Origin of the sequence: Neiella litorisoli (genome assembly GCF_014773395.1) — a bacterium.
GTDB lineage: Bacteria > Pseudomonadota > Gammaproteobacteria > Enterobacterales > Neiellaceae > Neiella > Neiella litorisoli.
Genome location: NZ_JACXAF010000001.1, coordinates 324,592 through 349,652, shown reverse-complemented (window position 1 = coordinate 349,652; position 25,061 = coordinate 324,592). Strand labels below are relative to the sequence as shown.

The 25,061-nt window shown below is 51.6% G+C and carries 18 protein-coding genes; 7 read left to right on the top strand and 11 right to left on the bottom strand.

Annotation, left to right across the window (positions count from 1 at the left end; all coding sequences use genetic code 11):
- Positions 1–44 precede the first annotated feature (44 nt).
- The 10 genes from IC617_RS19020 to IC617_RS01485 all read right to left on the bottom strand — a co-directional run bounded on the left by IC617_RS19020 (position 45) and on the right by IC617_RS01485 (position 13,906).
- Positions 45–2,426 carry a putative bifunctional diguanylate cyclase/phosphodiesterase gene (locus IC617_RS19020; protein ID WP_191143214.1) on the bottom strand — a complete coding sequence of 794 codons (2,382 nt, stop codon included), beginning with the start codon at positions 2,424–2,426 and terminating at the stop codon, positions 45–47.
- 4 nt (positions 2,427–2,430) lie between these two features.
- Positions 2,431–3,462 carry a polyamine ABC transporter substrate-binding protein gene (locus tag IC617_RS01525; protein ID WP_191143213.1) on the bottom strand — a complete coding sequence of 344 codons (1,032 nt, stop codon included), beginning with the start codon at positions 3,460–3,462 and terminating at the stop codon, positions 2,431–2,433.
- Positions 3,463–3,597: 135 nt separating this feature from the next.
- The gene (locus tag IC617_RS01520) at positions 3,598–4,494 is read right to left on the bottom strand and encodes a Gfo/Idh/MocA family protein (protein ID WP_191143212.1); all 897 of its coding nucleotides are present in this window, start codon (positions 4,492–4,494) and stop codon (positions 3,598–3,600) included.
- Complete coding sequence (locus tag IC617_RS01515) at positions 4,491–4,976, bottom strand: cupin domain-containing protein (RefSeq protein ID WP_191143211.1); 486 nt, start codon at positions 4,974–4,976, stop codon at positions 4,491–4,493. Before IC617_RS01515 ends, IC617_RS01520 begins: the two co-directional genes overlap by 4 nt.
- Entirely contained in the window at positions 4,976–6,100 is a 1,125-nt protein-coding gene (locus IC617_RS01510; protein ID WP_191143210.1) for a transporter substrate-binding domain-containing protein, read from the bottom strand. The genes IC617_RS01515 and IC617_RS01510 overlap by 1 nt, the downstream gene beginning before the upstream one ends.
- A gap of 138 nt (positions 6,101–6,238) precedes the next feature.
- Positions 6,239–8,860 (bottom strand): glycoside hydrolase family 16 protein, encoded by a 2,622-nt coding sequence (locus IC617_RS01505; RefSeq protein WP_191143209.1) that lies wholly within the window; start codon positions 8,858–8,860, stop codon positions 6,239–6,241.
- A gap of 271 nt (positions 8,861–9,131) precedes the next feature.
- Entirely contained in the window at positions 9,132–10,139 is a 1,008-nt protein-coding gene (locus IC617_RS01500) for a LacI family DNA-binding transcriptional regulator (protein ID WP_191143208.1), read from the bottom strand.
- Between the two features lie 67 nt (positions 10,140–10,206).
- Positions 10,207–11,637: a glycoside-pentoside-hexuronide (GPH):cation symporter gene (locus tag IC617_RS01495; protein WP_191143207.1), complete on the bottom strand. Its 1,431-nt coding sequence runs from the start codon at positions 11,635–11,637 to the stop codon at positions 10,207–10,209.
- Between the two features lie 218 nt (positions 11,638–11,855).
- Complete coding sequence (locus IC617_RS01490) at positions 11,856–12,728, bottom strand: transporter substrate-binding domain-containing protein (RefSeq protein WP_191143206.1); 873 nt, start codon at positions 12,726–12,728, stop codon at positions 11,856–11,858.
- 305 nt (positions 12,729–13,033) lie between these two features.
- Complete coding sequence (locus IC617_RS01485) at positions 13,034–13,906, bottom strand: transporter substrate-binding domain-containing protein (RefSeq protein WP_191143205.1); 873 nt, start codon at positions 13,904–13,906, stop codon at positions 13,034–13,036.
- Positions 13,907–14,343: 437 nt separating this feature from the next.
- Here IC617_RS01485 and IC617_RS01480 point away from each other — a divergent pair, with 437 nt between their 5' ends.
- The 5 genes from IC617_RS01480 (at position 14,344) to IC617_RS01460 (ending at position 20,876) form a co-directional block, all read left to right on the top strand.
- Positions 14,344–17,790 carry a 1,3-beta-D-glucan phosphorylase, GH149 family gene (locus IC617_RS01480; RefSeq protein WP_191143204.1) on the top strand — a complete coding sequence of 1,149 codons (3,447 nt, stop codon included), beginning with the start codon at positions 14,344–14,346 and terminating at the stop codon, positions 17,788–17,790.
- Positions 17,791–18,090: 300 nt separating this feature from the next.
- The gene (locus IC617_RS01475; protein WP_191143203.1) at positions 18,091–18,324 is read left to right on the top strand and encodes a hypothetical protein; all 234 of its coding nucleotides are present in this window, start codon (positions 18,091–18,093) and stop codon (positions 18,322–18,324) included.
- Positions 18,325–18,381: 57 nt separating this feature from the next.
- Positions 18,382–19,032, top strand: coding sequence for an acyltransferase (locus IC617_RS01470; protein ID WP_191143202.1), 651 nt, complete (start codon positions 18,382–18,384; stop codon positions 19,030–19,032).
- Positions 19,033–19,066: 34 nt separating this feature from the next.
- Positions 19,067–20,353: a sensor histidine kinase gene (locus IC617_RS01465; RefSeq protein ID WP_191143201.1), complete on the top strand. Its 1,287-nt coding sequence runs from the start codon at positions 19,067–19,069 to the stop codon at positions 20,351–20,353.
- Complete coding sequence (locus tag IC617_RS01460; protein WP_191143200.1) at positions 20,337–20,876, top strand: response regulator transcription factor; 540 nt, start codon at positions 20,337–20,339, stop codon at positions 20,874–20,876. The genes IC617_RS01465 and IC617_RS01460 overlap by 17 nt, the downstream gene beginning before the upstream one ends.
- A 46-nt stretch (positions 20,877–20,922) precedes the next feature.
- On the opposite strand, the gene IC617_RS01455 is transcribed toward IC617_RS01460, so the two are convergent.
- Positions 20,923–23,022 carry a TonB-dependent receptor gene (locus tag IC617_RS01455; RefSeq protein ID WP_191143199.1) on the bottom strand — a complete coding sequence of 700 codons (2,100 nt, stop codon included), beginning with the start codon at positions 23,020–23,022 and terminating at the stop codon, positions 20,923–20,925.
- A gap of 228 nt (positions 23,023–23,250) precedes the next feature.
- Here IC617_RS01455 and IC617_RS01450 point away from each other — a divergent pair, with 228 nt between their 5' ends.
- On the top strand, positions 23,251–24,051 hold the full coding sequence (locus IC617_RS01450; RefSeq protein WP_191143198.1) for a glucosaminidase domain-containing protein: 801 nt from the start codon (positions 23,251–23,253) through the stop codon (positions 24,049–24,051).
- A gap of 89 nt (positions 24,052–24,140) precedes the next feature.
- Entirely contained in the window at positions 24,141–25,040 is a 900-nt protein-coding gene (locus tag IC617_RS01445; RefSeq protein ID WP_191143197.1) for an aspartoacylase, read from the top strand.
- Positions 25,041–25,061 lie beyond the last annotated feature (21 nt).

Here is a 25,061-nt window from a genome sequence, read left to right as displayed (position 1 = left end):
TGTATCGCTGTAAGTTTTGCCCGGCAACCAACCGTCGGGCTTTTTTATGCGGTGGTACTCAGAGTTTGCAGCAGCGCGTCTTTGTCAATCGGCTGGCAGAGGAAATAGCCTTGCGCTCGATGACAGCCTCGCTGTTGCAAGTAATCTAACTGTTGTTGTGATTCCACCCCTTCTGCGACCACATCGAGTTGATACAACTTGGCGAGCGACAGAATGATGTCGACCATGGGTTGTTTAGTCGCGGAACGATCGCCAATCACCGCAGTAAACGAGCGGTCAATTTTCAAGGCTGACACTGGATATGAAGCCAGCTGGGTAAACGCGGTATAACCGGTGCCGAAATCGTCCAACGATAGGGTTAAGCCTAACTCGGTGAGTTGCGTCAGGGTGTGGAGGCTATCGGGGTCATCATTCGCTAGGCTGGTTTCGGTCAGCTCAAGCTCTAATTGAGCAGGGTTTGTTTGATATTTAGAGAGCAACTCACTGACTTGGCGGGTGAACTGCTTGTTGTGAAGTTCAACGGCTGAAATGTTGATGGCCAGATAAAAATGTTCGAAAGCGGGTACCGCGTTCATTTCTTGTAGTATTTGCAAAGCGCGCTCAAGTACCCACAAATCAATTCGCTTGATTTGACCGGTGGCTTCGGCGATGGGAATAAACTGTTCTGGAGAAATACCCATCTCGGCCAGCGCTGGGCAGCGAATGAGCACTTCTGCGCCGGTTGGCTGCATGATGGTGAGGTCATATATCGGCATGAAGACCAAGTGAAAGCCGTTATGATCAAGCGCCTGCTCCAATGCTTGTTCGATTTGATTGCGCAGATCCAGTGCTCTGGCGATGTCTTCGGTGCAGAATTGATAGCGGTTTTTGCCGAGCGCCTTGGCTTTGTACATGGCGGCGTCGGCATGCTTCAGAATGTCTTGGGAGTGAGTGCCATCTTCGGGCATCATGGCAATGCCGATGCTGGCTTGAACATTGTAGCTCACACCGTCGACTTCGAGCCCGTTGTCGAATAACTTGAGAATCCGTTTGGCAACAATTTCAGCACTTTGCGAGTTATTGACCTGAGTCAACAGCACGGCAAACTCATCCCCTGCTAACCGCGCCAGTGCGTGCTGGCGCATCGATACGGCGACATCTGAGGGGCGAATGGAGCTGATCAATTTGGCGCTAAATGTTTGCAGCAGCCGGTCGCCGGTGGCGTGGCCATAATTGTCATTAACCCGCTTAAAATTATCCAAATCGATAAATAGCAGCGCCATTTTCTCGCCGGTCTTGGCAGCCCTTTGCGCTTGCCGCTCAAGCCACAAGTGAAAACTGTAACGGTTGGCAAGGCCTGTCAGCGAATCATTGGTTGCCAGATGGTGGACGTCATTTAACAACTGGACATACGCGTTATTGAGCTCGGATACCTCGTCGCACGCCAATTTGTGCTCCAGCGTCATGGTGTTGTTTTGTTGTGACAGCCGGATCTCGCCAACCAGTTTGTTAATCGGCTTAATAATTTGCCGATTAATCAGCCCTCGAATGACTAAAAATGCCAGCAACGTCAGCACCAAAATCATCACGCAGATGCCCAGCAAAATGTCGCCCATGATGGCGTCTCTGGCCCGCTTGGGTAGCGTGACTGACAGGTTAAATTGCGGATGATGGAGGGTTGCTTCAAACCCGCCTTGTTGGTTGCGGCGCCATGACACAGGTTGTGCCAGCGGTGTGGCAGCAACAGCATGCGGAGCAAGATCAATGACAACATCGGTTGCTGCGAGCTGGTAACGGCGCGCTAGCTTCTGTTGTAAGCGGTCAAATTCGACCAGTTTAGTTTGCAACAGCAGGACATGATGCCGATCGGCAGGAATGTTGACTGAATCTTCGAGTAATAAATGACTGGAAAACGGCATCAGCAAACCGAGGTAAATAGTGGATTGGTCATCCCGATAGACAAATTGGCGCTCGTTTAATCGAGGCTCTGGTTGTTGTAACTCGAGTAAATAGTCGTGATAAGCCGGCTGCGGAAACTTGAGCAACTGTGGCTCGCTAAACGGGTCATCCTTGCTTGTTTGCGAGATTAAAATGCTCAACTGGTTGGTGACCAGCTGGACTTCGATGGAAGATTGGGCGGCGTTGGTGACGCGCTGAAGGACTTGCCGCACCGCTGTGGCATGGGCAAACGCCTGAAAATCAAGATTGGACTCATTGAGAAAACGCAGCAACTCGGCACTGTTAAGGATCTCGCGGGCGGCGGCATGTTGCTGTTCGCTGGCTTGTGCCATCTCTTCGTCGAGAAACAACAGATCTTGCTTCACCGCTTCTTGCAAGAAAGTGTCGCTGTGACGGATAAACAACAAGTAGGCAAGCGCCCCTGCGAGCATTAATAGCCCGAGGATGATTGGCACTAAAATGACGTTAACCCGTTGGATTAGTTTCACGAGCTTATTGGTTCTCCAAAAATGCCATGATGCGCGAGCGTGTATTCATGGCGTCTGGCTCCAGAGATCGGTAAGTTCGGCTGTTTTTCATCAGGGCGGCGGCCGGAAACAAATTGGTATCCTGCTGGTACTCTGCAGAGGTCAACGCCAGCGCAGCTTTATTCGGCGTTGAAAACCACAGGGACTCGGCGTTGAGCGCGGCTATATCCGGACGCGATATAAATTCGAGAAAGGCGATGGTTGCCTCACTCAACGGTTTTTCAGCTGGCGCGGCGAGACACTCAGCCCATAACAAAGTGCCCTCTTTAGGAACCGTGTAAACCCAGTCTTGCTGGCCTGTTGCTTCTGCCATGACGTACTGGTCGTCGGAATAGCCCAGCGACATGGTGATATCGCTGTCTTGTTTATGTTGAAGGGTGTAGTCATAGCCATATTGATAGGCTTTGACGTGGGTCCGCTGGGCGATGAGTAGCTCATAGGCCTGTTTGAGCGCTTGTTGATCGCCGGTTAATGGATCTTGCTGCAGTGCCAGCAAGGCGCTGCCGACGGTGTCAATGGTGTCCATGTACATGGCGATATGGCCGCTGTGCTCTGGCGGTGGCTCAAACAGTTGCCGCCATGAGGTAATTGGGGTTGCAGACACCGACTCCCGATAGACAATGCCCAGCGTGCCCCAGCTGTATGGCAGGCCATGGGTTGAGCACAGTTCAAGCCAGCGCTGGTCATAATGACCTTGGTAGTTTGCAGTGGTGGTGGCGAGCGATTTTAGGTAGTTATGGGAGGCCAGTTGGCGCAGACTGGCACCATTAATCATGATGAGATCATAGGCCTTCGCTCGACCACTGGTAATGACGCCGTCGCGTACGTCTTCATCATTAAAATAAGTTTGATGAACGGTGTGACCGCTTTCTTCGGTGAAAGCTTCGATGACCTCGGGCGCTAAGTATTCCTCCCAAATGTACAATTCGACAGTCGCTGCAGCAGCGTAAAAGTTGATGCCGCAGGCTAGCATGGCGAGATAGGGTGAGACCTTCATATTAGATCGCTCTAATAAGCTGTTGGTCTGGATAAGTATAGTGCTAAGTCACTTTGCTGAGTAAGGTCGGCGAGTCGTTATGCGTTGTTGATCAAAGGATAAAGCCTACATTGGTGTTAGTTGGTGGTTTCGCTCTTATGATTCAAATAAGCCTTCGATAGCCAGAGCCTTGGCAACGGAAAAAGCGCCCAACCGTTCTACTTCGGTCATGGTCAGTTCGCCATTAAAGTGGCGGATGGCCAATTCCAGCGACCGTTGGTTGGCTCTGAGCCAGCAGTCGCTGCTGATAAATTCGCCCTGATTCAATGCTTGCTGATTGTGCAATACCGGCTCAAAGCGCCACGGTGAGCCGGGCTGATAACAACCGGCCAATTCCACTAAACCTTGTTCGCAGTTGATCTCGAATCGGTGGTAAATACCGGCCTCTCCGGCAACGGCAAAATCAATGTCAATGTCGGTTGTTCCGCACTGCAACTGGAGCTGGATGTGGTGGTTATCGAGGTGGCGGCGATCTAATGTTGGTTCGCCCAGCCAGTGCAGTAACCATGACAAAGGGTGGCTAGTGACTTCAAAGAACCACTGGCGAGCATCAAAATCAAAACCTGAAAGATTCACCCGAGAGTGCAGCTTGATATGGCGCGGGGTGAGTTGTTGCGCCATGATGCAGCGACTTGAGTCGAGCTGACTAAAGGCGTAGTTGATCAGTACTCGGTCGGCCCAGTGGGGCAACTCGGCCGGATTGCCATAGGGGCCAACAACTGGCTTTTCACAAAAGATATGGCTGTGTGGAAAAGCACGGATGATCTCGGCGTGAGTGACGGCGGGGGTGGCAACAATGACCAAATCGGGCTGACCGATGGCAGTTGCTTGGTCGGTGACTAGGGGGATCTGGTGCTCGGCGGCAACGGCTTGAGCTTGTTGCAGATCGTGGCTGACCAGCGCCGTAACTTTGATGCCGAGCGATTGCAGGGGTGGCAAATGCACTAAGCCCCAGTGGCTGCCGATGATAGCGGCATTGCGAATCCGGCTCATGTGGCTTTAGCGGCAACAACAATGATGCGAGCACCATCGGCGCCGGCTTGGACAAAGTGGCTTTCGCTGGGGCGAATTAAGTGGGCATCACCAGGATGAAGTTGCAGCGTTTTGGCGGGCTCGCCGGCGCGATGCAGTTCGATGCTGAGTTGGCCTTCAAGCAAGTAATAGATTTCTTCTGTGTCTTGGTGTTGATGCAAGCCGATGGTTGCGTGGGGCGCGAGTGTGCTGTCCATCATTAATTGGATGTTGCTGGCAAGTAGCCCCTCGGCTTTGTTGGCTTCTTCATTGAATATCCAAGTGCCCAGTGTTTCACCCTGCCCTTGTTGCGCGGCTGGCGCGTCCGGATTGTGATGAGCCGGCTGGTAACGCACTCTAGCCATCAATGCGCTTTGCTTATGGCTGCCATCAGTTTGACCGGCATAAGTTGGTGCATCGGTTTGATGGTATTGCTCGGCACTCAACACTGGGGGTTTAGTCATCAATTTCTACCTAAGTAACCTTCCAGCACTTTATTCCACTCCGGCTCGTTGATCACTTTGAGAATTTCCTGATTAATGGTTTCGCGTTCCTGCGCGCCAGGCGGCAGGGCGATGCCATAGTCTTGGCGTACCAGAATATTCGGCAATACACGCAGTTCTTCGTTGAACTCATTGGCCACCATGTATTGCAAGATGGGCAAATCATAGACCACGGCGGCGGCTTTACCATCGGCTAAGGCAGCGAGTGCTTCTTCAATGGTGGCAACGGTGCGGTGGCGGATCAGCTTTTCTTGCAGCAGTTGGTCACTGGTACTTTCGGCGACGGTAATGACGCGCTTGTTATACAAGTCATCGAGGCTATTAATGGACTGGCCGAGCTGATTGACGGTGAGTGAGGTGGCAATTGCGGCGGTAAAACCAGAAATAATGATGATGCTGGCGAACATCCAAATCAATGCGATGATGCGACCGCTGGTGGTTTGTGGTGCTTTGTCGCCGTAACCCACGGTGGTCATGGTGACGGCTGACCACCACAAGCCAGCGCCAATACCGCGCATGGGTTGCTCGGAAAACTGGCTGTTGTGGCGACGTTCGGCCAACCACAGCAAAATACCGATCACCGAAAGGACCAGTAATAAGGCGCCAACCGCCTGTAGAAAGTCGCCAGATACAAAGCGCTTCACCGCCGCCATGATGCTCACTTGTTCGCTTTGTGGCACCGCAATGCCAAGCCCAGAGGTGAGGTATGGGTGAGTAAAATCGAGTCGTTTTTCACGATCGGCGGTGATGGTCAGAGCGGCCGCTGCTGCAGCAACCTGATGGCTTTGGGTGGCGTCGAGCATTTCATCAATGCTCATATCAACAAATTCAATTTGATGCTGTTTGGCGTCAGCGACCCGCTTGACCAGCTCGATGGTGATGCCCTGCCAGCCCTGCTCTGTTTGAACACTGAATGGCGGCGCATGGCGGGTGGCAATTCGATAAACTTTATCGCTGGCAGGTTGTGCGGCCACTTCGGCTGCAACGGCAGTATTCATCGCAGCAATTGGCATTTGCAAAAACGCCACAATGAGAACGGCTGTTAGTGAATTGTGGAGTGCGCTGAAGATATGTTTAGGAGTCACTTCAATCACCTTATCCCTAGGTTTGTTGTTATCGAGTGAATACCTTACATGGTAACAGCCGCTAGCGGAAAAGGTAGGCAGACAAAAAACGGCTCCCGAAGGAGCCGTTTCAACGAAGGTTGTTGCTGTTACTTGCTACTAAGGCGTTGGTGTTAGAACAACATTGCGAACATCGAATGAGGCATCTGTACCAACACCTTCCATCACGAATGGGTTGATCACGCTTGCTGGGTTTGCAATCCCTGATGGGTCGATGCTGTTGCGGCGCTCAAGCAGGTCGCTCATCAAGATTGAATAACTGTGCCATTCGCCATCATCCATCAAACCGGTCGACGTCAACGATAGTGGCATGTCACTAACATTTGGCCAGCCGCTGTCGATTTTAACCAGTAGGTCTGAAGCGCCACCAAGGTTGTTGATCTTGACATCAAAGGTCAGGTACCAGTTGGTTTGCGCCGACAAATCCAATGGCTCTGGGGCAACAAAGTAGACGTTACCGCCGCCAGCGAAGTCAACTTCCAATACGCCTTCATCGGTGATCACCCATGAATCTTCGGCATCGGCATTGTAGCCAGTCAGGTCGAAGCCATCGGCCAGTGTGGTACCGAGCCAAACCATCGGTTCGCCACTGGCACCGCCGTTATCGCCACCGTTGTCGCCGCCATTTGAACCTTCTTTGAACAAGCGGATGTCACGGACATCAATCGACAAGTCAGCACCGCCAACACCTTCAAACACGATTGGGTTGAGGATTGAGGTTGGAATTGCTTGGCCGCTGCCGTTGACGCGGTTGGTGCCATCCAGCAACTCGCTGACGCTAATGGTGTATGTATGCCACTCACCATCGTCTTGCAGACCAGTTGATGTTTCTGCCAGCTTAATATCACTCACTGCCGGCCAGCCGCTATCGAACTTGACGTAAACGTCTTCGTTGCTGCCCAAGCTGTTTACTTTCAGGTCGAAGACCAGATCCCAAGTCAGATACTCGGTGTAATCTAGTGCTTCTGCCGACTCTAGGTAAGCGTTACCGGCACCATTGATACGAACTTGCAGGACGCCATCAACAATGGCGTTGTTGTCTGGGTTGTCATTACCATCGTAGCCGTTCAACGAAAGCCCGTCAGCAGGACCATCAGTGCTCAGCATGACGAACTCGCCGCCTGGATCGTTGCCGTCACCTACTTTGTCAGCACCGGTGAATTCAACATTATCCATGCGATAGATAGCGCCCTGACCTTGGCCCCAAGTTGGGAACAGCATCACCACGTCAATACCATTGTGGTCAAGACCGCTGAGGTTTTTCAGTGGAATGCTGTAGTGGACCCAAGTATCCAGCTCTGCTGGTGGCGTGATGGTGACTTCGCCATCGGTACCGCCGCCTTGGCTGCCGCCATTTTGCTCAACTTTCACGTACCAGTTGGTTGGCCCAGCCAGTGGCTGACGGACAATCTTGAGGTCAAATTCAAGGTCGCCAACATCTTTGATTGGTGATGCATCAAATGGTTTGCTTTCTTCAGCAATGCGGGTGTTGAAGCCAGCTACTTGGTTGCCGACAATATTGAATTCAACTGCTTTGCCGTAGTCACCGTCTTCGTCATCAACGATGGCTGGATCAGACTGACCATCAGCCCATGCCGGCCAATTTGCATTTTCTTCTTCGTCAAAGATGGTGAGATCTTGCGGAATGCCAGATGATGGAGGCACTGGTACTGGCGCTTTGCCTTCGATTAGGGTGCCGCCCTCTTCAACTGGGAAGTGGTAGCCAAAATCGAAAGTGCCGCAGCCGGTACCATCTAAGGAAGCGGTTTCACACTTGTACACACGAACATAGTCAATTTCGTAGGCGTTGTCGGCGTGGAATGCCGTTGGATCGACGCCACCTTGGTTGACGTTTTCAGGCCAGCTGCCGCCCACCGCGAAGTTCAACAGAATGTGGAAGTCCTGATCGAATGGTCGTGAATCCCAGACAATCTCGTCGTCGATTTGGGTGAACCAGCCTTTGTGGATCAAGCCAACGGCATCGCCCGAGGTGTTGTATTCGACTTCGGATTGACGCTGAGTGACGTAGTGGACGCCATCGACATACCAGCGAATTTCGCCTTCTTCCCACTCAATGGCATAAGTGTGGAAGTCATCTGCTGGGGTGCTGCCATCAGGCAACAGGTAGGATTTACCACTGTTTTCGTTACCCGGCCATTGTTTGCCATAGTGCAAGGTACCGTGAATGGTTGATTCAACACCGCCATCTGCTAATGGCACGCCAATGTTGACGGTTTCCATAATGTCGATTTCGCCGGAGGTTGGCCAACCGCCGTAGACATTGTCGGTTGGTAACATCCAAGCCGCAGGCCATGAGCCTTGACCGGTTGGAACCTTAGCGCGAATTTCAACACGGCCGTAGGTGAAGTCGACTTTGTTGATGGTGCGGAGACGAGCAGAGGTGTACTCTTTGCCGCCATCAAGGCCTTCTGCTGGCAGCGCAACGATTTTCAGCACGCCGTTGTCAATGTAGGAGTTTGCTGAGTCATCTGTGTAGCATTGGCGTTCTTGGTTGCCACCACCACTGCAGTTTACTTCGTGCTCCCAGTTGTTCATATCGATGGCGTTGCCATCAAATTCGTCTGCCCAAGCGAGGGTCCATCCGCCTGGCTCTATCATTGGGGGTTCGTCAACTTTTTTGGTGACATTATCACTGCCACCACAGCCTGATAAACCGACGGATACCGCTACGGCGAGCGGTAATAAATGAATGGTTTTCATCCGTATCTCCGTGTGATTCTTTTCAATCGTTGCTCGAAATTGGGGTGTGTTTCGCGCCGCTTGTCATGTAATCGACCTTTTGCTGTTTTGCTGCATTTATGTAAGCGCTTACGTAAAGCATATGCCTCTCTTGGTTCTTTGGTCACGGTCAGTTGCTTGTTTGTACGATCTGGATCGCAGTAGAGATTAAAGAATTGAGATCTTGCTCACGTAAGCGCTTACATGATGAAAAAAGGAACAGCTCAGCAGAGCCCCAGCTTGTTTGCTGGGGTTACTTGCTGGCAGGTGGTTTGGTGGAGTGGCGCTGAATGAGTTTTGGCGAAAAGTAGTTGTTGTACGACAACTTAGTTTTACCGTAGGCGTTTTTCAGCACCCAGCGTGCTGCCATCTTACCCATCTCATTGATTGGGAATTCGACAGTGGTCAGCGATGGCGTTAACAGCCGAGCGTAATGGACGTTATCGAAGCCGACGATGGATAAGTCATCTGGAATGCGAATGCCTTTTTGCACGGCACTAATCATCGCGCCAGAGGCCATTTCATCATTGGCGCAGGCCAGTGCGGTGAACTTACGGCCACTATTGAGTAGCTGTAAAAAGCCGCTACTACCACCAGCTTCACGGTAATCGGATTCGAATAGCAATGCTGGGTCGACTTCAATACCGGCCTCTTCCATGGCCTGTTTGTGGCCGGCAAAGCGGTCTTCGGCATCGTGCTTCCACAGTGGTCCGGAGATATAGGCAATGTCGCGGTGACCTTGCTCGATCAGCAGTTTGGTCGCCAGGTAGCCACCGAGTTGGTTATCCAGGGTGATGCATTGAGATTCGAGTGTTTTGGTGGAACGGTTGAGCATGACGAACGGGGTGTCGCGCTTGGACAGCTCAATTAGGTATTCATTGGGCAGAGTTTCTGCCAACAGAATCAGGGCATCACAGCCGCGGCCAATGAGAAATTCGACCCCTTCTTTTTCGGTCTCTTCATCATCGTGGCCGGCGGCAATAATGACGTGCTTGCCGGCTTTTCTTAGCTCAGATTCGACCCCAGCCATGACTGGTCCGTAGAACGGGCCGTCGAGTTCGGCAACCAGTACACCAACGCTGTCGCTACGGTTCAGTGCCAAAGACTGCGCTGCCGAATTTGGGCGGTAATTCAGCTCTTTCATTGCATCCAGCACTTTCTGCTTGGTTGCATCGGTCACATAAGCATTCTGGTTCATCACGCGGGACACTGTTGCCAGTGACACACCAGCGAGCTTGGATACTTCGTATATCGTCGCCATGATCAGTCCGTTGGTTTTGGTAAATTCTTGAAAACGCCGCCCATCTTACACGATGAGCGGCACAGAATTAACACGTACCTGCTTGTAGTTGTTGATGGACTTGTTCAACCTTTTTGTCGTTCAACTTATACCAGCGCATGACGAAGGCAACAATTAAGCAAGAGATTGCTGGCCATACGGTGAAGGTGAATAAGATGCCATCGACGGTATCTGCTGCCTGAGTGGTTAAATCGGCATTGTAGCCATAGTAAGCCAACAGCCAGGCCGCAATTGCACCACCTAATGCGACTCCCAATTTGATGAAGAACACCACGGTTGAATAAACCAAACCGGTGACTCGCATGCCTGTTTTCAAATGACCGTAATCAATGGTGTCAGCCATTTTGGCCCACAACATTGGCGTTGCCATTTGTAGGAAGAAGCAGTAAATGAAATTCATGAAAATTGCCGTTTCGACTTGCTCGGGAGCAACAAAGAAGCTCAGTCCGCAAATGATTGCTGCGATAAATTGTAAGCCGACGTAGGCTTTGACTTTATCAATTCGCTTGGTGACATGCTGGGCAACAAAGCTACCGATGATATTGCCGACCATACCGATGGTGAGGAATATGGTGATCAGCATGGGGACCATTTTCTCCAACGCTTCGGCATCAGACAAACCAACGTAGCTGTCGCCAACAAACAACTTAATGAAGCCGTAGTCGAGATAGTGCATCACTGAGCTGACATCGAGGTAATTCTTGACATAGTAGATGGCGAGCGTGCCGCGGATCACCATACCGGTGAGTAATAAAATGGCCGCGATGCAGAGGATCCGCCACTGGTCGTTTTGCCACAGCGAGCGCATCGCTGTGCGGAAGTTAATTTGCTGGTCTTTCGGTGGTGATACCCGCTCTTTGGTACCGGCGAAGCACAGCAAAAACAGCACAATACCAACCACACTCATGGTCGCCATGGTGTACTGGAAGCCTTTCGCTTCGTCGCCATTACCAAAGTATTCGACCAATGGTAGCGTCAGCGAGGTGACGATAAAGCCGCCGATCATGCCGAACACAAAGCGGTAGCTTTGCACCGACACCCGCTCTTTGGGATCGTCAGTAAGGACACCACCGAGCGCTGAATAAGGAATATTGATCGCGGTGTAGGCCAGCATCAACAGAATGTAGGTGACGTAGGCGTACAGCACTTTATTGGTTGGCGATAAATCTGGGGTGGTAAATGCCAGCACGCTGATAATAGCGAACGGCACTGCGAGCCACACTAAGTAAGGACGATAGCGACCCCAGCGGGTTTCGGTCTTGTCGGCAAACGCGCCCATCAATGGGTCGGTGACGGCATCAATAATACGTACCACCAAAAACATGGTGCCGACCACTGCTGCTGAAATGCCAAAGACATCAGTATAGAAATAAGTGATGAATGACATCACGATGGCGAAAATAAAGTTACTGGCTGTGTCACCTAGCCCATAGGCAACTTTTTCTTTGGTTTTCAGCATTCAGCTTGCCCCGATTATAAAATGTGTACGACTTGGCAACTTGAACCACTTGCAAGGCAACTCAAGAAAGCGCTTACATGGAAGGTTATGCAGATGTAAAGGCAAGATCAAGGATTGAACCCTGCTGGCTAGTGAAAACTTGATTTCGAATCACAAAATTGAATCAAAGCACTGCTTCCATGCCGATGCTTTGAGAGGGGGAAAACCGTGGCAGCGGTTTAACTGGCTTGTTTGAGCTGGGTTACATCAAGCCAAAGTTCTTGTCGGTCGACCGGTGTTTCGGCCGGCAGATGGGGGTTGGCAATGCGGATCACGGTTCGGTTGTTCAAATCGATCTTCGACATCACTTCCTGAATCATCGGATGGCTGACAAACCAATTGGCGAAACTGCCGTCCTGAACCGCTAGCTCAAAACCTTGCTCCAATGCATTGGACAGCTCGGTATTGGATTTGGCCGTGTAAAACAGCATGGGCTGCGGATAAACCAGCAAAATATTGTCTTCGATGGCGAGGTTTAAGTGGGGGCGAGCGGCGATCTCGGTCAGTGGCTCGTGAATCGCCCTAGGAAAATAGTCAAAGCGATTGCCATCGAGCATGTAAAACAGGCTGTCGTATTTGACTGGGGTTTCCAGCTGCAAACCGGCGCTTTTTAACACCGCAGTATCGGCCCAGAAACGGCCCTGACCGCCGATCAATTTGCTCAATTGTTGGATGTTTTCAATGTGGTTGAAACGGTTTTGATCGCCCTTGCGAATAATAAACACTCGGTGCCCCAGTAAGCCGCGAAAAATCGGGTACTGAATGGCATGCAGCTCTTGGTTGAGGTTGTCGTTTGCTGCTAGTGTTGAAATGCTGATGTAGCCCGCATTGAGATCGGCGATTTGGCGCATTTCGGTCGAATCTGATGCGCTCACCGGATCGAGGGTGTAGCGAGTACCCGCTTTGGTCAGCAGGAACTCGACTAAATCAATGGGGTATTTGTCTTTCTTGTTACGGGGTTCGTAGTAGCGGACGGTCAGCTCTGCATGGGCCAGCATCGGCCATAACAGCACTGTGCTCAGTATAATTAGCGTCGTTATTATATTTTTCATGTTGTTTTACTTCTCATCGAGTAAATTGGTGGCGTTTTTTATCTTGTAGTCATTTTGACTTTTAGGTTAATCAATTTCTCCTCTTGATCCCAGTCGCGGATGTCACAATTTTTTTATTGACCCACTAACCCTCTGTGTTTTGTTGAGTTTTAGTTGCAATAAATAGCTATGATAACGTTTACATTTCTTGGCGAGTAGAATTGCTGATCACAAATCAACAAATTGGCAGTGGTACGGAAGGGGGTAAATCGGAGAGCGGGTGGGCAAGCGTCCGTGCTCAGCCCATTGTCGTTTTGCCTATTGTGCTAAGAGGTCTTTTTAAGCTGCTCGATATCGAGCCACAACTCTTTGCGGTGAACCGGCGTCCCTGCAGGGAGGTGCGGGTTATCAAGGCGCAATACGGTGCGATTATGTAGTTCGATCTTAGACAGCACTTGTTCAATTGCTGGGTGTTCAACAAACCATTTGGCAAAGCTGCCATCTTGAATGGCATTTTCAAAGCCCAACTCCAACGCTTTATATAGCTCTGGATTGGCCTTGGAGGTGTAGAGCAACATCGGCATCGGATACACCAGCAAAAGATTTTTCTCGATGGTCAGGTCTAGTTCTGGTCGCGCCGCGATCTCATTGAGTGGTTCGTGAATGGCTCGCGGAAAATAGTCAAAGCGCTCGCCCTCTAGCATGTAAAACAAGCTGTGATATTTGACTGGTGTTTCAACATTTAAGCCTGCGCTTTTTAGTACCGCGGTGTCGGCCCAAAAACGGCCCTGGCCGCCAACCAGACGGTTTAGTTCGGCAACAGAGTTGATGCCGTCAAATTTGTGTTGGTCACCTTGGCGAATGATAAACACACGGTGCCCTAGCAAGCCACGATACATGGGGTACTGAATAGCATGCAGTTCGTTGTTGAGGCGCTCATTGGTGGCCATTGAGATAAAAGACACCTGACCGCTCTGAACGTCGCTGATTAATCGCTGCTCGGTCAGGTTTTCTGACGGCACGCCGTTGAGCTGGTAGTCCATGCCGGATTTGTCGAGCAGGAATGACACTAAGTCGATTGGATAGCGGTCATTTTCGTTACTAGGTTGGTAGTAGTTGACCTTTATTGCTGCCTTAGCGGTCAATGACACGACTAATAAGGGGAATAACAGCAAAGCAATTACTCTGTTGAATCTCATTGCTCTTTACCTCAAAACTACTTAATCGCTTGCCTCATAAATTGTGAAAATTTATGTAAGCGTTTTCTTTTGGCGATTATATGGGTCGGTTATTTTGAATTCATAGCGCGATCGTCATTTATTCTAAGTAGTTCACAAAATCGCCAAAACATGGTGCTGGCGAGCGAAAATCAGAAGGCATTTATCTGTTAACAAATGCAGCATGTTAAATGCCAATCAAACCATGTGGTTATCTGTTCTGGCATTGATTCACGTTAGAATCAAACACGATGATTTTTTGATCTGAGTTCTCATTTTTGTCGATCGTCACGCAAATCTGACTTGCAATGTTTCCAAAATGTAATGAAAATTCACTGTAAGCGCTTACATGAATGTTCATCATTCTCTGGAGATGAAGTTCAACGAGCAACTGTATTTACGCGTCTTGGGATAAAAAAATGACAAACACTCACTTTGCGGCCGATGTCGGCTCGAGCGGATTCGTAACGCTCAACGGAGAACGCTTTTACGCGATCAAAGATTATGACCAAATGCCGCCATTCTTTATCAGCCTGGTGTCGAGTAGTGATCATTGGCTGTTTATCTCATCGACCGGCGCCCTAACTGCGGGCCGCACTCAGCCAGAAAATGCGCTGTTCCCTTACGAATCTGTAGATAAGATCCACAGCAATGCCCACAAAACAGGTTCGAAATCACTGTTTTGGGTTACCACAGTGCAAGGGCCTGTGTTGTGGCAGCCGTTCGTTGAGCAAGGGCCAACAAGCCCTAACGTCACCCGCACCCTTTATAAGAACTTACTCGGTAGTAAATTGGTGTTCAGCGAAACCAACCATGAACTGGGCCTGAAATTCAGCTATAGCTGGAGCTCAAGTGACGCATATGGTTTTGTTCGCCACAGTTACTTAGAAAACCTCAATGACGCCACTGTCGATATTAAGTTGCTCGATGGTGTCACTAACCTGCTGCCTTGGGCGGTACCACGCAAAACCCAAACCGAAGCAAGTTGCTTGGTTGATGCATATAAGTGGAATGAACTCGATCCGGCCACGAACCATGCCGTGTTTGCCTTGTATGCCGCCATTTCAGACCGCGCCGAGCCGAGCGAATCGCTAAAGGCATCCGGCGTCTTTAGTCTTGGTTTGCCGCAGGCCAATGTGTTGTTGTCGACACGTCAGCTCAATGCCTTCCGCATGGGCCGTGAAGTGCGCAGCGAACACCTAATGCGCGCCGAGCCTGGCGCCTATTTACTGGTTAGCCAGCTGAAACTGGCAGGCCAAACGGAACAAAGCTGGCAATTGGTTGCGGACGTCAGCCAGTCACAATCCGATGTCGTGGCGACACGCAAGCAAATTGCCGAAAACCCACAGCTGGCCGCCGACATTGCCGCTTCGATTGAAGCCAATTCAGATGAGCTGGCCCGCCTGATGGCTGCCGCTGACGGCTTCCAAGCGACTGCCGAAGAGCAGGTCAGCACGCACCATTATGCCAATGTGTTGTTTAACGTCATGCGTGGCGGCATCTTCAATGACCAATACCAAGTGCCGCGCGAAGATTTCAACGCCACCTTATCGGTATTGAACAAAGCGGTGTGGCAACGTCATCAGAAGTTTATTCGCGATCTGCCGGAAGTATTGTCTTATCAAGATTTGCATCAGGCTGTCATTGACCAGAAAGATCCGCAACTTGAGCGCCTGTGCTACGAATATTTGCCAATCACCTTTGGTCGTCGTCATGGCGATCCGAGCCGACCATGGAACCACTTTGTCATTAAACTGCGTGATGACGCTGGCAATCGCTTGCTGTCTTATCAGGGCAACTGGCGCGATATTTTCCAGAACTGGGAAGCGCTGGCGGTCAGCTATCCAGATTTTATCGAAAACGTCATCGCGAAGTTTGTTAATGCCTCAACCATTGATGGCTATAACCCCTATCGAATCACTAAAGATGGCATCGACTGGGAGTTGGATGAGCCAGATGATCCATGGAGCAATATTGGCTACTGGGGCGATCACCAAATCATTTACCTGCTGAAATTGCTCGAAGCATCGAAGCAATTCCACCCACAGCAATTGCAAGCTTTGTTGCAGCAACCCTTGTTCTGTTACGCCAACGTTCCCTATGCGATCAAGCCGTTTGATGCGCTGGTTGCGGACTTTAAGAACACCGTCGACTTCGATCATGAAAAAGCCAAGTTAATTGATAAACGTGTTGAAGAAATTGGTTCTGACGGTAAGTTAGTGCTTACTGGAGGGGGTGAGGTTTATCAAGTAAACCTGTTTGAGAAACTGTTGGTGCCATTGCTCAGCAAGTTGAGCAATCTGGTAGTTGACGGTGGTATCTGGCTCAATACGCAGCGCCCAGAATGGAACGATGCCAACAACGCACTGGTTGGTCAGGGCTTGTCGATGGTCACCATGTACTACGTCCGTCGTTACATTACCTTTATGCAACGGTTGCTGACGGAGCAAGGTGAAGCGGCGTACAGCATGTCTGCAGAAGTCAGTCAGTGGTTAGCGGATACCGCTAAGGTGCTGGCACAGTACGCGCCGCAATTGGGCGATGCCAAAGTCACCGACCAATTCCGCTGGCAAGTACTGCGGGACTTAGGTGAAGCCGCGGGTCGTTATCGTCAGCAGGTTTATGCCGGTGGCTTTAGCGGCACCAGCGAGCAAGCTGTTAATGCCGTGATGGCTATGCTCGATGATGCGCTGGCATTTGTTGATCATTCTATTGCCCACAACGTCCGTCAGGATGGCTTGTATGAAGCCTATAACTTACTTGAAGTTGCACCAGAGAAAGCCAGTGTTGATTACCTCTACCCAATGCTTGAAGGTCAGGTTGCGGCTCTGAGCGCTGGCGTGATCGCGCCAGATGATACGGTCAAGGTACTTGATGCATTGTTTGCCAGCGATATGTGGCGCGCCGATCAGAGCACCTTCATGCTCTACCCTGATCGCGATTTGCCAGGTTTCTTAACCAAGAATCAGGTCGCTGCTGAACAAGTCAACGCCATTCCGTTACTGAGCATGATGCTGGCTGAAAACGACTATCGCATCATCGAAAAAGATGTCGCTGGCGCCTATCGCTTTAACGCCAACTTCCACAACGCCGGTGATTTGATTGCTGCGCTGAACAAACTCAATGGTCAGTTTGGTACTGCCGTTGCGCAAGATAAGCCTGCAGTACTTGACCTATATGAGTCGGTGTTTAACCACAAAGCCTTCACTGGTCGCTCTGGCACCATGTTTGGCTTTGAAGGCTTGGGCAGCATCTACTGGCACATGGTGTCGAAGCTGTTGCTGGCGGTACAGGAAAACTACTTCAGTGCCGTGGCTCAAGGTGCCGATAAGGCAACAATTGCGGCGCTGGCCGATTACTACTATCGCGTTCGCGAAGGAATTGGCTTTAACAAAACGCCAGAAGAATATGGCTCGTTCCCTTACGATCCGTATTCCCACACACCGTCTCATCTCGGCGCGCAGCAGCCGGGCATGACCGGTCAGGTGAAAGAAGAAGTACTGACCCGCTGGGGCGAATTGGGCTTGCGTATTTGGGATGGTGAGATCCGCTTTGAACCAAGCTTGCTCCGTCGTCAGGAATTTACCAACGAAGCGACCGAGTTGCGTTACCTTGATTTAGCTGGTGACTGGCAACAGCTAGCAGTGCCAGCAGAGGCATTGGCATTCACATTCTGCCAAGTGCCAATCCGTTACCAAGCAATTGATAGCGCGGAAGCCAAGCTGTCAATCGAGTGGGCTGACGGCCGCACTGAAACCATCACTGGTTTGGTGCTGAACGCAGCAATCAGTACTCATCTGTTTGCTCGCGATAATGCGATCAAGCAAATCGATTTGGCGTTGCCTAAGGCGTTGCTGAACGATTAGTTGTTCCACCCCCCCTTGGGGTCTGTTGACCTCAGCTGTGTATTCCTTTTGGGCGTCTGTTGCAGGCGCCCTTTTTTGTTTTTGACGCATATCAGAGGAGTTGCCGGTGAACGGCGTAAGATGGGGTTGAAGTTATAGAGGCAGGACAATAGCTCGTTGCGCGAGACGCCGTAAAATCATCCCTGATGGCTCAACTGCTGCATCCATGCAGCAGATGCTCGAACAACAAGCAATTGCCCTACCTCTGTCCGTGACCTGTGCGCCATTTGGGCACTCATAACCTAGCGATAGGAAACCCTGATGAGCTTTAACCAATGGAAACGGCTGCTAATGGTGGCGATGTGGCTCGGTGTTGCTTTGATCGTGCTTGGTATTGGCCTCATTGTGTTGACCGACTTGCGAACCGATGGCGTCGCCGGTGTTCGGGTCATCGCCCTGACCATAGGCGCAGGCCTGTTGTTGCTGATCCCATCGAAATTGGTGATCACCTTATTGTTGATGATGCACGACAGCAAAAGCCGCGAGGAACAATGATTTCTCAATCCAAGCTGATATCATCAGCGCAGCAACGCCACAACCCAACTCTCCGCCATGCATGATCAGCCTGCTGAATTTCAGCCAACCAACCACGATTACATCGAGCAGCACAAACAGCGCCTGAACTGGATGCCGTGGCTGTATTATTCGCTCAAACCAAAACAGTTGCTGTGGGCCAAACCTTGGCAAACAAGCATTCAGCAGCGCCTACAAAAGTTAGAAACGGTAGCGCTCGGTGCGGATTGCTTTATTGCCGACAGTGCGCGGATCTTTGCTGAACCGGGGCGTGATGTTACTTTTGGTGATCGCTGCATGATCGCAGCAGATAGCTTCATACATGGTCCAATTAAAGCCGGAAATCGAGTGAGCATTAATCACGGTTGTAGCCTTGACGGTGGCCGAGCTGGCATCACCATTGGCGATGACAGCCGAATAGCCAACTCGGTCAAAATATTCGCCTTTAATCATGGCATGGCGCCGGATCGAGAAGTTTGGCAACAGCCGGTTAGCAGTGTTGGTGTCACCATTGGCAATGACGTATGGATTGGCGCCGGAGTCGGCATTGTCGATGGCGTCACCATTGGCGATCATGCGGTCATTGGTATGGGCAGCGTGGTGACTCGAAACGTGCCAGCTTATGCCATTGTTGGTGGCCAACCTGCGGTCATTATCGGCGATCGTCGCGATAAACCAGAACTTGGTTAAACCCCTGACACAACCAACTAAGCAAAGGTCACAGATGATACCCGAGCAACTCAACCCAGCTCATCGACACTGGCACCGGCTAACCCAGCTACGTTGGCTGTTAATCGTGGTCGAAGTGGTACTGCTGCTGGTTTGGTCGAACGCTGCGATTGCGACTTGGCCTGTGGTGATCTGGCTTGCGCTGGCAGGACAGCTGGGTCAGCAAGCATCTGCTTTACTGGTTTATCGCTCGAGCAGTCCGATCAAGCCCCTTGCTTTGAGTAGCCAACTGCTACTCGATGTGCTGTGGCTGAGCTGCTTGTTATATGCCACAGGCGGTGCCACCAATGCCTATGTCTCTGGCCTGTTGCTGCCGGTCGCTCTGGCAGGCGTGATGCTGCCAGTGTGGGGCACGGTTGTGGTGCTCAGCGCCGCCATTGCATCCTATTCCAGCATGGTGTTTTGGCTACCACAGCAGATGCATCACATTCACGATATGCAGGGCCACTTTGTTGGCATGTGGATCAACTTTTTATTGTCGGCGTTAGTGGTTGCTTTTGTGGTGGCAGCAATTGCTCGCGAACTGCGTCAGCGCGATGCCCAGTTGGCACAACAACAACTGATGGCGATGCGTCAGCAGCAACTCTTGGCCATGGGCACCGGCGCCGCGCAAACCGCCCACGATATGGCAACACCCATTGCGACCCTGAGCTTGTTGCAAGAAGAGCTGGCCGATCAATATCCAGACAATGCCGATATCGAGGCGCTGCAAGCGCCACTGCAGCGCTGTCAGCATAGTCTTGCCGAGCTGCGGCAGTTGGCGGTGGATATTCGTCAGCAGCGCTGGCAACGTTGGCAGGCCACGGAACTGGCCAGCATTCTGCTTGAACGGAGCCGACTGATGTGGCCGCAGGTTGCTTGGCAATTGCAGCTTGAATCAAGCACCAATGACAGCGAAGGCGAGGTAGAGGCTGATTCTAGCCTACTGCCGGCGCTGACCAACTTAATGCAAAATGCCGCCCAGGCCAGTGAGTCCAGCGAACCGGCGCAAGTGACGCTGAAACTTGCGGTGTTATCGGCAAACGCCACTGATGAACACTGTGGTTGGTGGCAGCTGGCGATCAGCAATCGCTGCCCGCCAGAGCTGGATGTGGCGCAATTAATTGGCGAGCAACTGGTGTGGTCTGAATCAGGCTTTGGCATGGCAATGTTATTGAGTCGCAGTGTGCTAGAGCGCTTTGGCGGTCGCTTAGCCGTGCAACAGTCGGAAGACAAACAGCGCATCACAGTGACCATTGAGTTACCGCTTCACAGGAGTTCGGACCATGACCGCAGCAACTGATCGCTTGTTAATCATTGATGATGACCAAGCGTTTGCTGAGTTACTCAAGCGACGCCTTGAGCGCCATGGTTTTCAGGCCGAATTAGCCGTTGATGGTGCCGAAGCTCTGGGAAAAGCGCAGCAGTTTAAGCCCAGCCATATCTTGTTGGATATGAAGTTAGGTGACGATAGTGGTTTGCAGTTACTGCCTAATTTACGCCAGTTGGCGCCTGCGGCGCGGCTGGTGTTGCTCACCGGTTACGCCAGCGTCACTACTGCGGTGCAAGCGATGAAACTGGGGGCTGATGACTATTTGTCGAAACCGGTAGATTCCGCGGCGCTATTGGTCGCGTTACGGGGCCAGAATCCGGCTACTGAAACCACCGCCGTTGACGAAATGATGTCACCGGAGCGGGCTGAATGGGAACACATTCAGCGGGTGTTGGCGTTGCATCAAGGCAATGTCTCGGCGGCGGCGAGAGCCATGAATATGCATCGGCGCACCCTGCAGCGAAAATTACAAAAACGCCCTGTTAAACAGTAACAGGGCGCTACCCTAAATATGGGGCCAGAGTGAGATTCAAAGGGGTTTACATAGTGACTTCGACCTTGGCCCAAATGGCGCGGCCCGCTGCATTGAGCCGCTCACCAACGGGTTGTTCAGCTGCCATAACTCGGTTGTAGCCACCCAGATGATCGGCATAGGCTTTATCGAACAGGTTGTCGACGCCAAGGTGTATTGATCCGGCGCGCTCGCCGCCAAAATCCAACTCGCGACTGATAGCCAAGGCCACCAGTCCATAGCCGCCAGTAGTCTGTTCACTATTGGTAGCTGATACCTTGTCCTGCTCGGCGACCAGCTGCCAGTCGGCGCTCAGTTGCCATTGCTGCCATTGATAACTCAGTTGTTGACGCCAGTTCGGCGGCGCAACGCGATAAAGATTGTCATTTAAATCGCGGCGTTTGCCGCGAACATAGCTGATCGTAGACGACCATTGCAGGCGGTCTGTGATCAGCCAATTGAGCGCAAGATCGGCACCGTACAATTCGGCTTCAAGGTTAGCGAACAGCAACGGCGGTTTGCCGGACATCATGGTGGCTACCTTATTGGCGGCCATATAGGTGTTGTCTTCGGGGAGAGGCGTCCCTTGTATGTAATCATCAATGCGCTGGTAGAACAGGTGCGGCTCAATGCTAAACGCGGGCGATTGCCAACGGCTGGCGACGTCTAACTGCCAAGCCGATTCTGCATTTAGATTGGGATCGCCGATATAGCTGCGGCCATCGGCTAAGCCGGCAGTGGCCTCCAGCGGAAACCACAGGTATCGCTCCTGATAACTGGGCGCGCGTTGTTTATGGCCGAGTGCCAGCGAATGTGACCAGTGGCTGGATTGCTGCCAGTTGACACTCACAGTGGCATCAACCAGCCAATCCTCTTGCTGACGATCAGCACCATTAAACCGCTCAACTAATTGCGCAATCATCGGATTCATTGCGGCCATCGAATGCTCAACAACACCGGCATCCGCTTCGATATAACTCAATCGCAAACCTGCCTGCCACGACAACGCCGAATCGCGTAAAGCTTGGATCCAACTGCCGTAGACGCTGGTTTTGTCATCTGTAATGGCATTGAAGTTGGCGATCTTGAACATCGGGTTAGTGGGATCAGTAATGGTGGCGTCGTGATTGGCGCGTAAGCCATCAAAACCCAGCTCAATGGTTTGCTGCTGACTACGTTGGCGTGTCGTCAGCGACCATTGTAAGTCGTCGGAATTGGCCAGATTTTGTCGCATCCGAGAGGTCATCGGGCCGTTATCGCGCATGCTGAAGTTATCCATCAGGTGTTCACCATCGCTATAACTAAGCTGCAGTTCGGTTTGCCAATGGTGCCAATCGACGCTGCCGGAAAAGCCAAATCGATCGGTTTCAATGTAGAGAATATCCATCGGCAATGCCGGGGTGCCGGCGTCTTGGGTGTCAAAGCGTTGCGCCCACACTTGCCAGTGGCCGCGGTTGAAGTTGTGCTGGTATTTAATCCCCGCTACCCACTTGTCATAGTCGGTTGGTTCAATCGCTTTGCCGTTACCTGCTTCGGTATCGTCGCTGGCTCGACGCCAGTCGAAGAAGGCTTGCACCGCATGATCGCGATTGCCGGTTTCGGCAACCACTGCCGCTTGCGCCACATCGCCGTTGTCGCGGTAACCCAATTGCATGGTCGCGTCTGACTGGAAGGTGTCGGTGAGCACGCTTGGCATCGGCCGAAGATGAATTTGATAAGCACCGCCAAGGCTCTCGATAGCACTGCTCACTGGAGCAATACCGCGATGTAGCTCAACTGAGTCGAGCAATATCATCGGCACATAACTGAGCGGCGTATCCATTGCATTGGGGCCGGTACCAATGACACCTAGGCCATCGACAATGACCGCCACCCGATCACCATAAAGACCGCGGTATTGGGCAATCGGTGTCAGTGGGCCATTGCGATTGATGTTGGCACCGGGCAGTGTTTTTAACAGCTCGCCGGGATCGGGGCTTTGATAACTTGAGGTCAGTTCGGCAACGACGTCGTTGAATTGTTGATGGCCGATCACTTCAATGTGATCGGGTTGGGCGGATTGGGCCGAGGTGATGGTGAAACAGCCACACGCGACGGCCACAGCAGGGCCAAAAGCAGATTGTCGCAAGTTCAACTCCAGTGTGTTTTTGATTTTGTTATCAATTTGTTGGGCAACATAAGAGAGCGGCGAATCGGGCTCAATGGAAAACCAGCAAACTGCGACAATATGTCGCAGCTGCCAAAGCACTGCTGGTTAGTTCGCAAAAATCTCAGCTAAAGCGCTGCTTGTTCTTGTCTTTAGGGCGCAGCAAATCTATCGTTCTGGCAATTATCGAGATTCCATCAGGAGAATGGTGTGCAGTTGAGTCATCAGCGCTTAATCCGTGTTGCTTTGGTTTGTTTGGTGTTGCTGACAGTGGCAATCAGCCTGACCATCAGTTTAATCAAGCCGGTACCGCCCTCGGGACTACCGGCGATCCGGCTCACGTCTGACGCCGAATCGTTGCCGGACTTTAGCGCTTACCCTGCAGGGCCAGAGCGCAAACAAATGTTCGCTGATTATTTGGCTCCGCTGGTCCAGCAGACCAACCAGCATGTGCTCAATGTTCGCCAAGCTGCGCTTGGTTTGATTGCCCGTGAAGAGCCACTCAGCCTGCCCGAACGGCGTTGGCTGTTGCGGCTGTGCGAGATTTATCGGGTCAATGCGCCATGTCAGCCGAGTGAGCAGTTGCAACAAGAACTGGAGCGGCGCATTAATGCGGTGCCGGTTGCCTTGGCACTGGCCCAAGGCGCGAAAGAATCGGGCTGGGGCACATCGCGCTTTGCTCAGCAGGGCAACAATATCTTTGGTCATTGGTGTTTTCAGCAAGGTTGTGGCCTAGTGCCGCTCAACCGCCAAGCTGGCGCCGATCATGAAGTAGCAGTATTTGATGCGCCGTTGCTGGCGGTGGCGGCTTATGTGCGCAACATTAACAGTCACAAAGCCTATCGGCAGGTGCGGATGCAGCGTGCTCAACATGGTTTGGATGCGCACGTGATGGTGCAGGGGCTCAGCAAATACTCTGAACGCGGTCAGGTGTATGTCGAGGAAGTCAGCTTTATGTTGAAGCAAAATCAATCTTGGTTGGAGCTTGAACCGATCATTCCTGAGCCGTAGATGGCTTGGGCATCGCTGGATTCGGTGCTAGATTGATAGCCCGTTTTATCGTTTCTGGTCCGCAAACAAATCGCGGTAAGTAAGGCAGCATGAGTAAAATTGAACGAGTCGCGGTTGTTGGCGGCACCCATGGCAATGAATTTACCGGTGTGTATTTATACCGCCATTATCAGCAAAAACCGAAAACGGTCAGCCGTGACAGTTTTACCACTGATCTGGTGTTTGCCAACCCTCGTGCCCATGGCGAAAACAAACGCTATTGTGATCATGACTTGAATCGCCAGTTCGCCGTCGCTGATCTCGAAAATCCTGAGCTGACCAGCTACGAGCAAAGCCGCGCCAAAGCGATCAATCAGCAAATTGGCCCAAAAACCAATCCACGGATCGATTTTGTTATTGATTTGCACACCACCACCAGCAACATGGGCGCGACGTTATTGCTGCTGCAGCCGGGCGAAATTTATCGCAAACTGGCTGCCTACGTGACGATGAAAATGCCGGAAGTGCTGGTTATTCGCGATCTCGACCATCTGCCGCGTGAAGAGCATCGATTGCTGGCAACGACTGGCAAATATGGCGTGATCGTTGAAGTTGGCCCAGTGCCACAAGCGGTCTTGCGTGACGATGTTTATCAGCAAAGTCACCAAATGACTCAGCATATTCTCGACTTTCTGGAATTGTGGAATACCGATCAGCTACCTGAGCTACCGCCGACGGTGGAAGCCTTCCGCTACACCGAATGTGTCAAATTGCCGGTTGATGCGCTGGATAACCGCTTGGGCATGGTGCACCACAATGTCCAGGATAATGACTTTAAACCGCTACATCCGGGCGATGCCATGTTCCAGTGTTTTGATGGCACTGTCATATGCTATGAAGGTGACGAAACGGTTTATCCGGGCTTTATCAATGAAGCGGCTTATTACGACAATAATCTGGCCATGTCGCTGCACGAAAAAGTGGTGATTGATACCTACCAAGCCGACTAGGCGACTGCTGTTTGCTGGCGG

Excerpts from the sequence above, each read along its gene's own strand:
- IC617_RS01525 (WP_191143213.1), bottom strand. The coding sequence starts at position 3,462 with ATGAAGGTCTCACCCTATCTCGCCATGCTAGCCTGCGGCATCAACTTT.
- IC617_RS01520 (WP_191143212.1), bottom strand. The coding sequence starts at position 4,494 with ATGAGCCGGATTCGCAATGCCGCTATCATCGGCAGCCACTGGGGCTTA.
- IC617_RS01515 (WP_191143211.1), bottom strand. The coding sequence starts at position 4,976 with ATGACTAAACCCCCAGTGTTGAGTGCCGAGCAATACCATCAAACCGAT.
- IC617_RS01505 (WP_191143209.1), bottom strand. The coding sequence starts at position 8,860 with ATGAAAACCATTCATTTATTACCGCTCGCCGTAGCGGTATCCGTCGGT.
- IC617_RS01500 (WP_191143208.1), bottom strand. The coding sequence starts at position 10,139 with ATGGCGACGATATACGAAGTATCCAAGCTCGCTGGTGTGTCACTGGCA.
- IC617_RS01495 (WP_191143207.1), bottom strand. The coding sequence starts at position 11,637 with ATGCTGAAAACCAAAGAAAAAGTTGCCTATGGGCTAGGTGACACAGCC.
- IC617_RS01490 (WP_191143206.1), bottom strand. The coding sequence starts at position 12,728 with ATGAAAAATATAATAACGACGCTAATTATACTGAGCACAGTGCTGTTA.
- IC617_RS01485 (WP_191143205.1), bottom strand. The coding sequence starts at position 13,906 with ATGAGATTCAACAGAGTAATTGCTTTGCTGTTATTCCCCTTATTAGTC.
- IC617_RS01480 (WP_191143204.1), top strand. The coding sequence starts at position 14,344 with ATGACAAACACTCACTTTGCGGCCGATGTCGGCTCGAGCGGATTCGTA.
- IC617_RS01475 (WP_191143203.1), top strand. The coding sequence starts at position 18,091 with ATGAGCTTTAACCAATGGAAACGGCTGCTAATGGTGGCGATGTGGCTC.
- IC617_RS01470 (WP_191143202.1), top strand. The coding sequence starts at position 18,382 with ATGCATGATCAGCCTGCTGAATTTCAGCCAACCAACCACGATTACATC.
- IC617_RS01465 (WP_191143201.1), top strand. The coding sequence starts at position 19,067 with ATGATACCCGAGCAACTCAACCCAGCTCATCGACACTGGCACCGGCTA.
- IC617_RS01460 (WP_191143200.1), top strand. The coding sequence starts at position 20,337 with ATGACCGCAGCAACTGATCGCTTGTTAATCATTGATGATGACCAAGCG.
- IC617_RS01445 (WP_191143197.1), top strand. The coding sequence starts at position 24,141 with ATGAGTAAAATTGAACGAGTCGCGGTTGTTGGCGGCACCCATGGCAAT.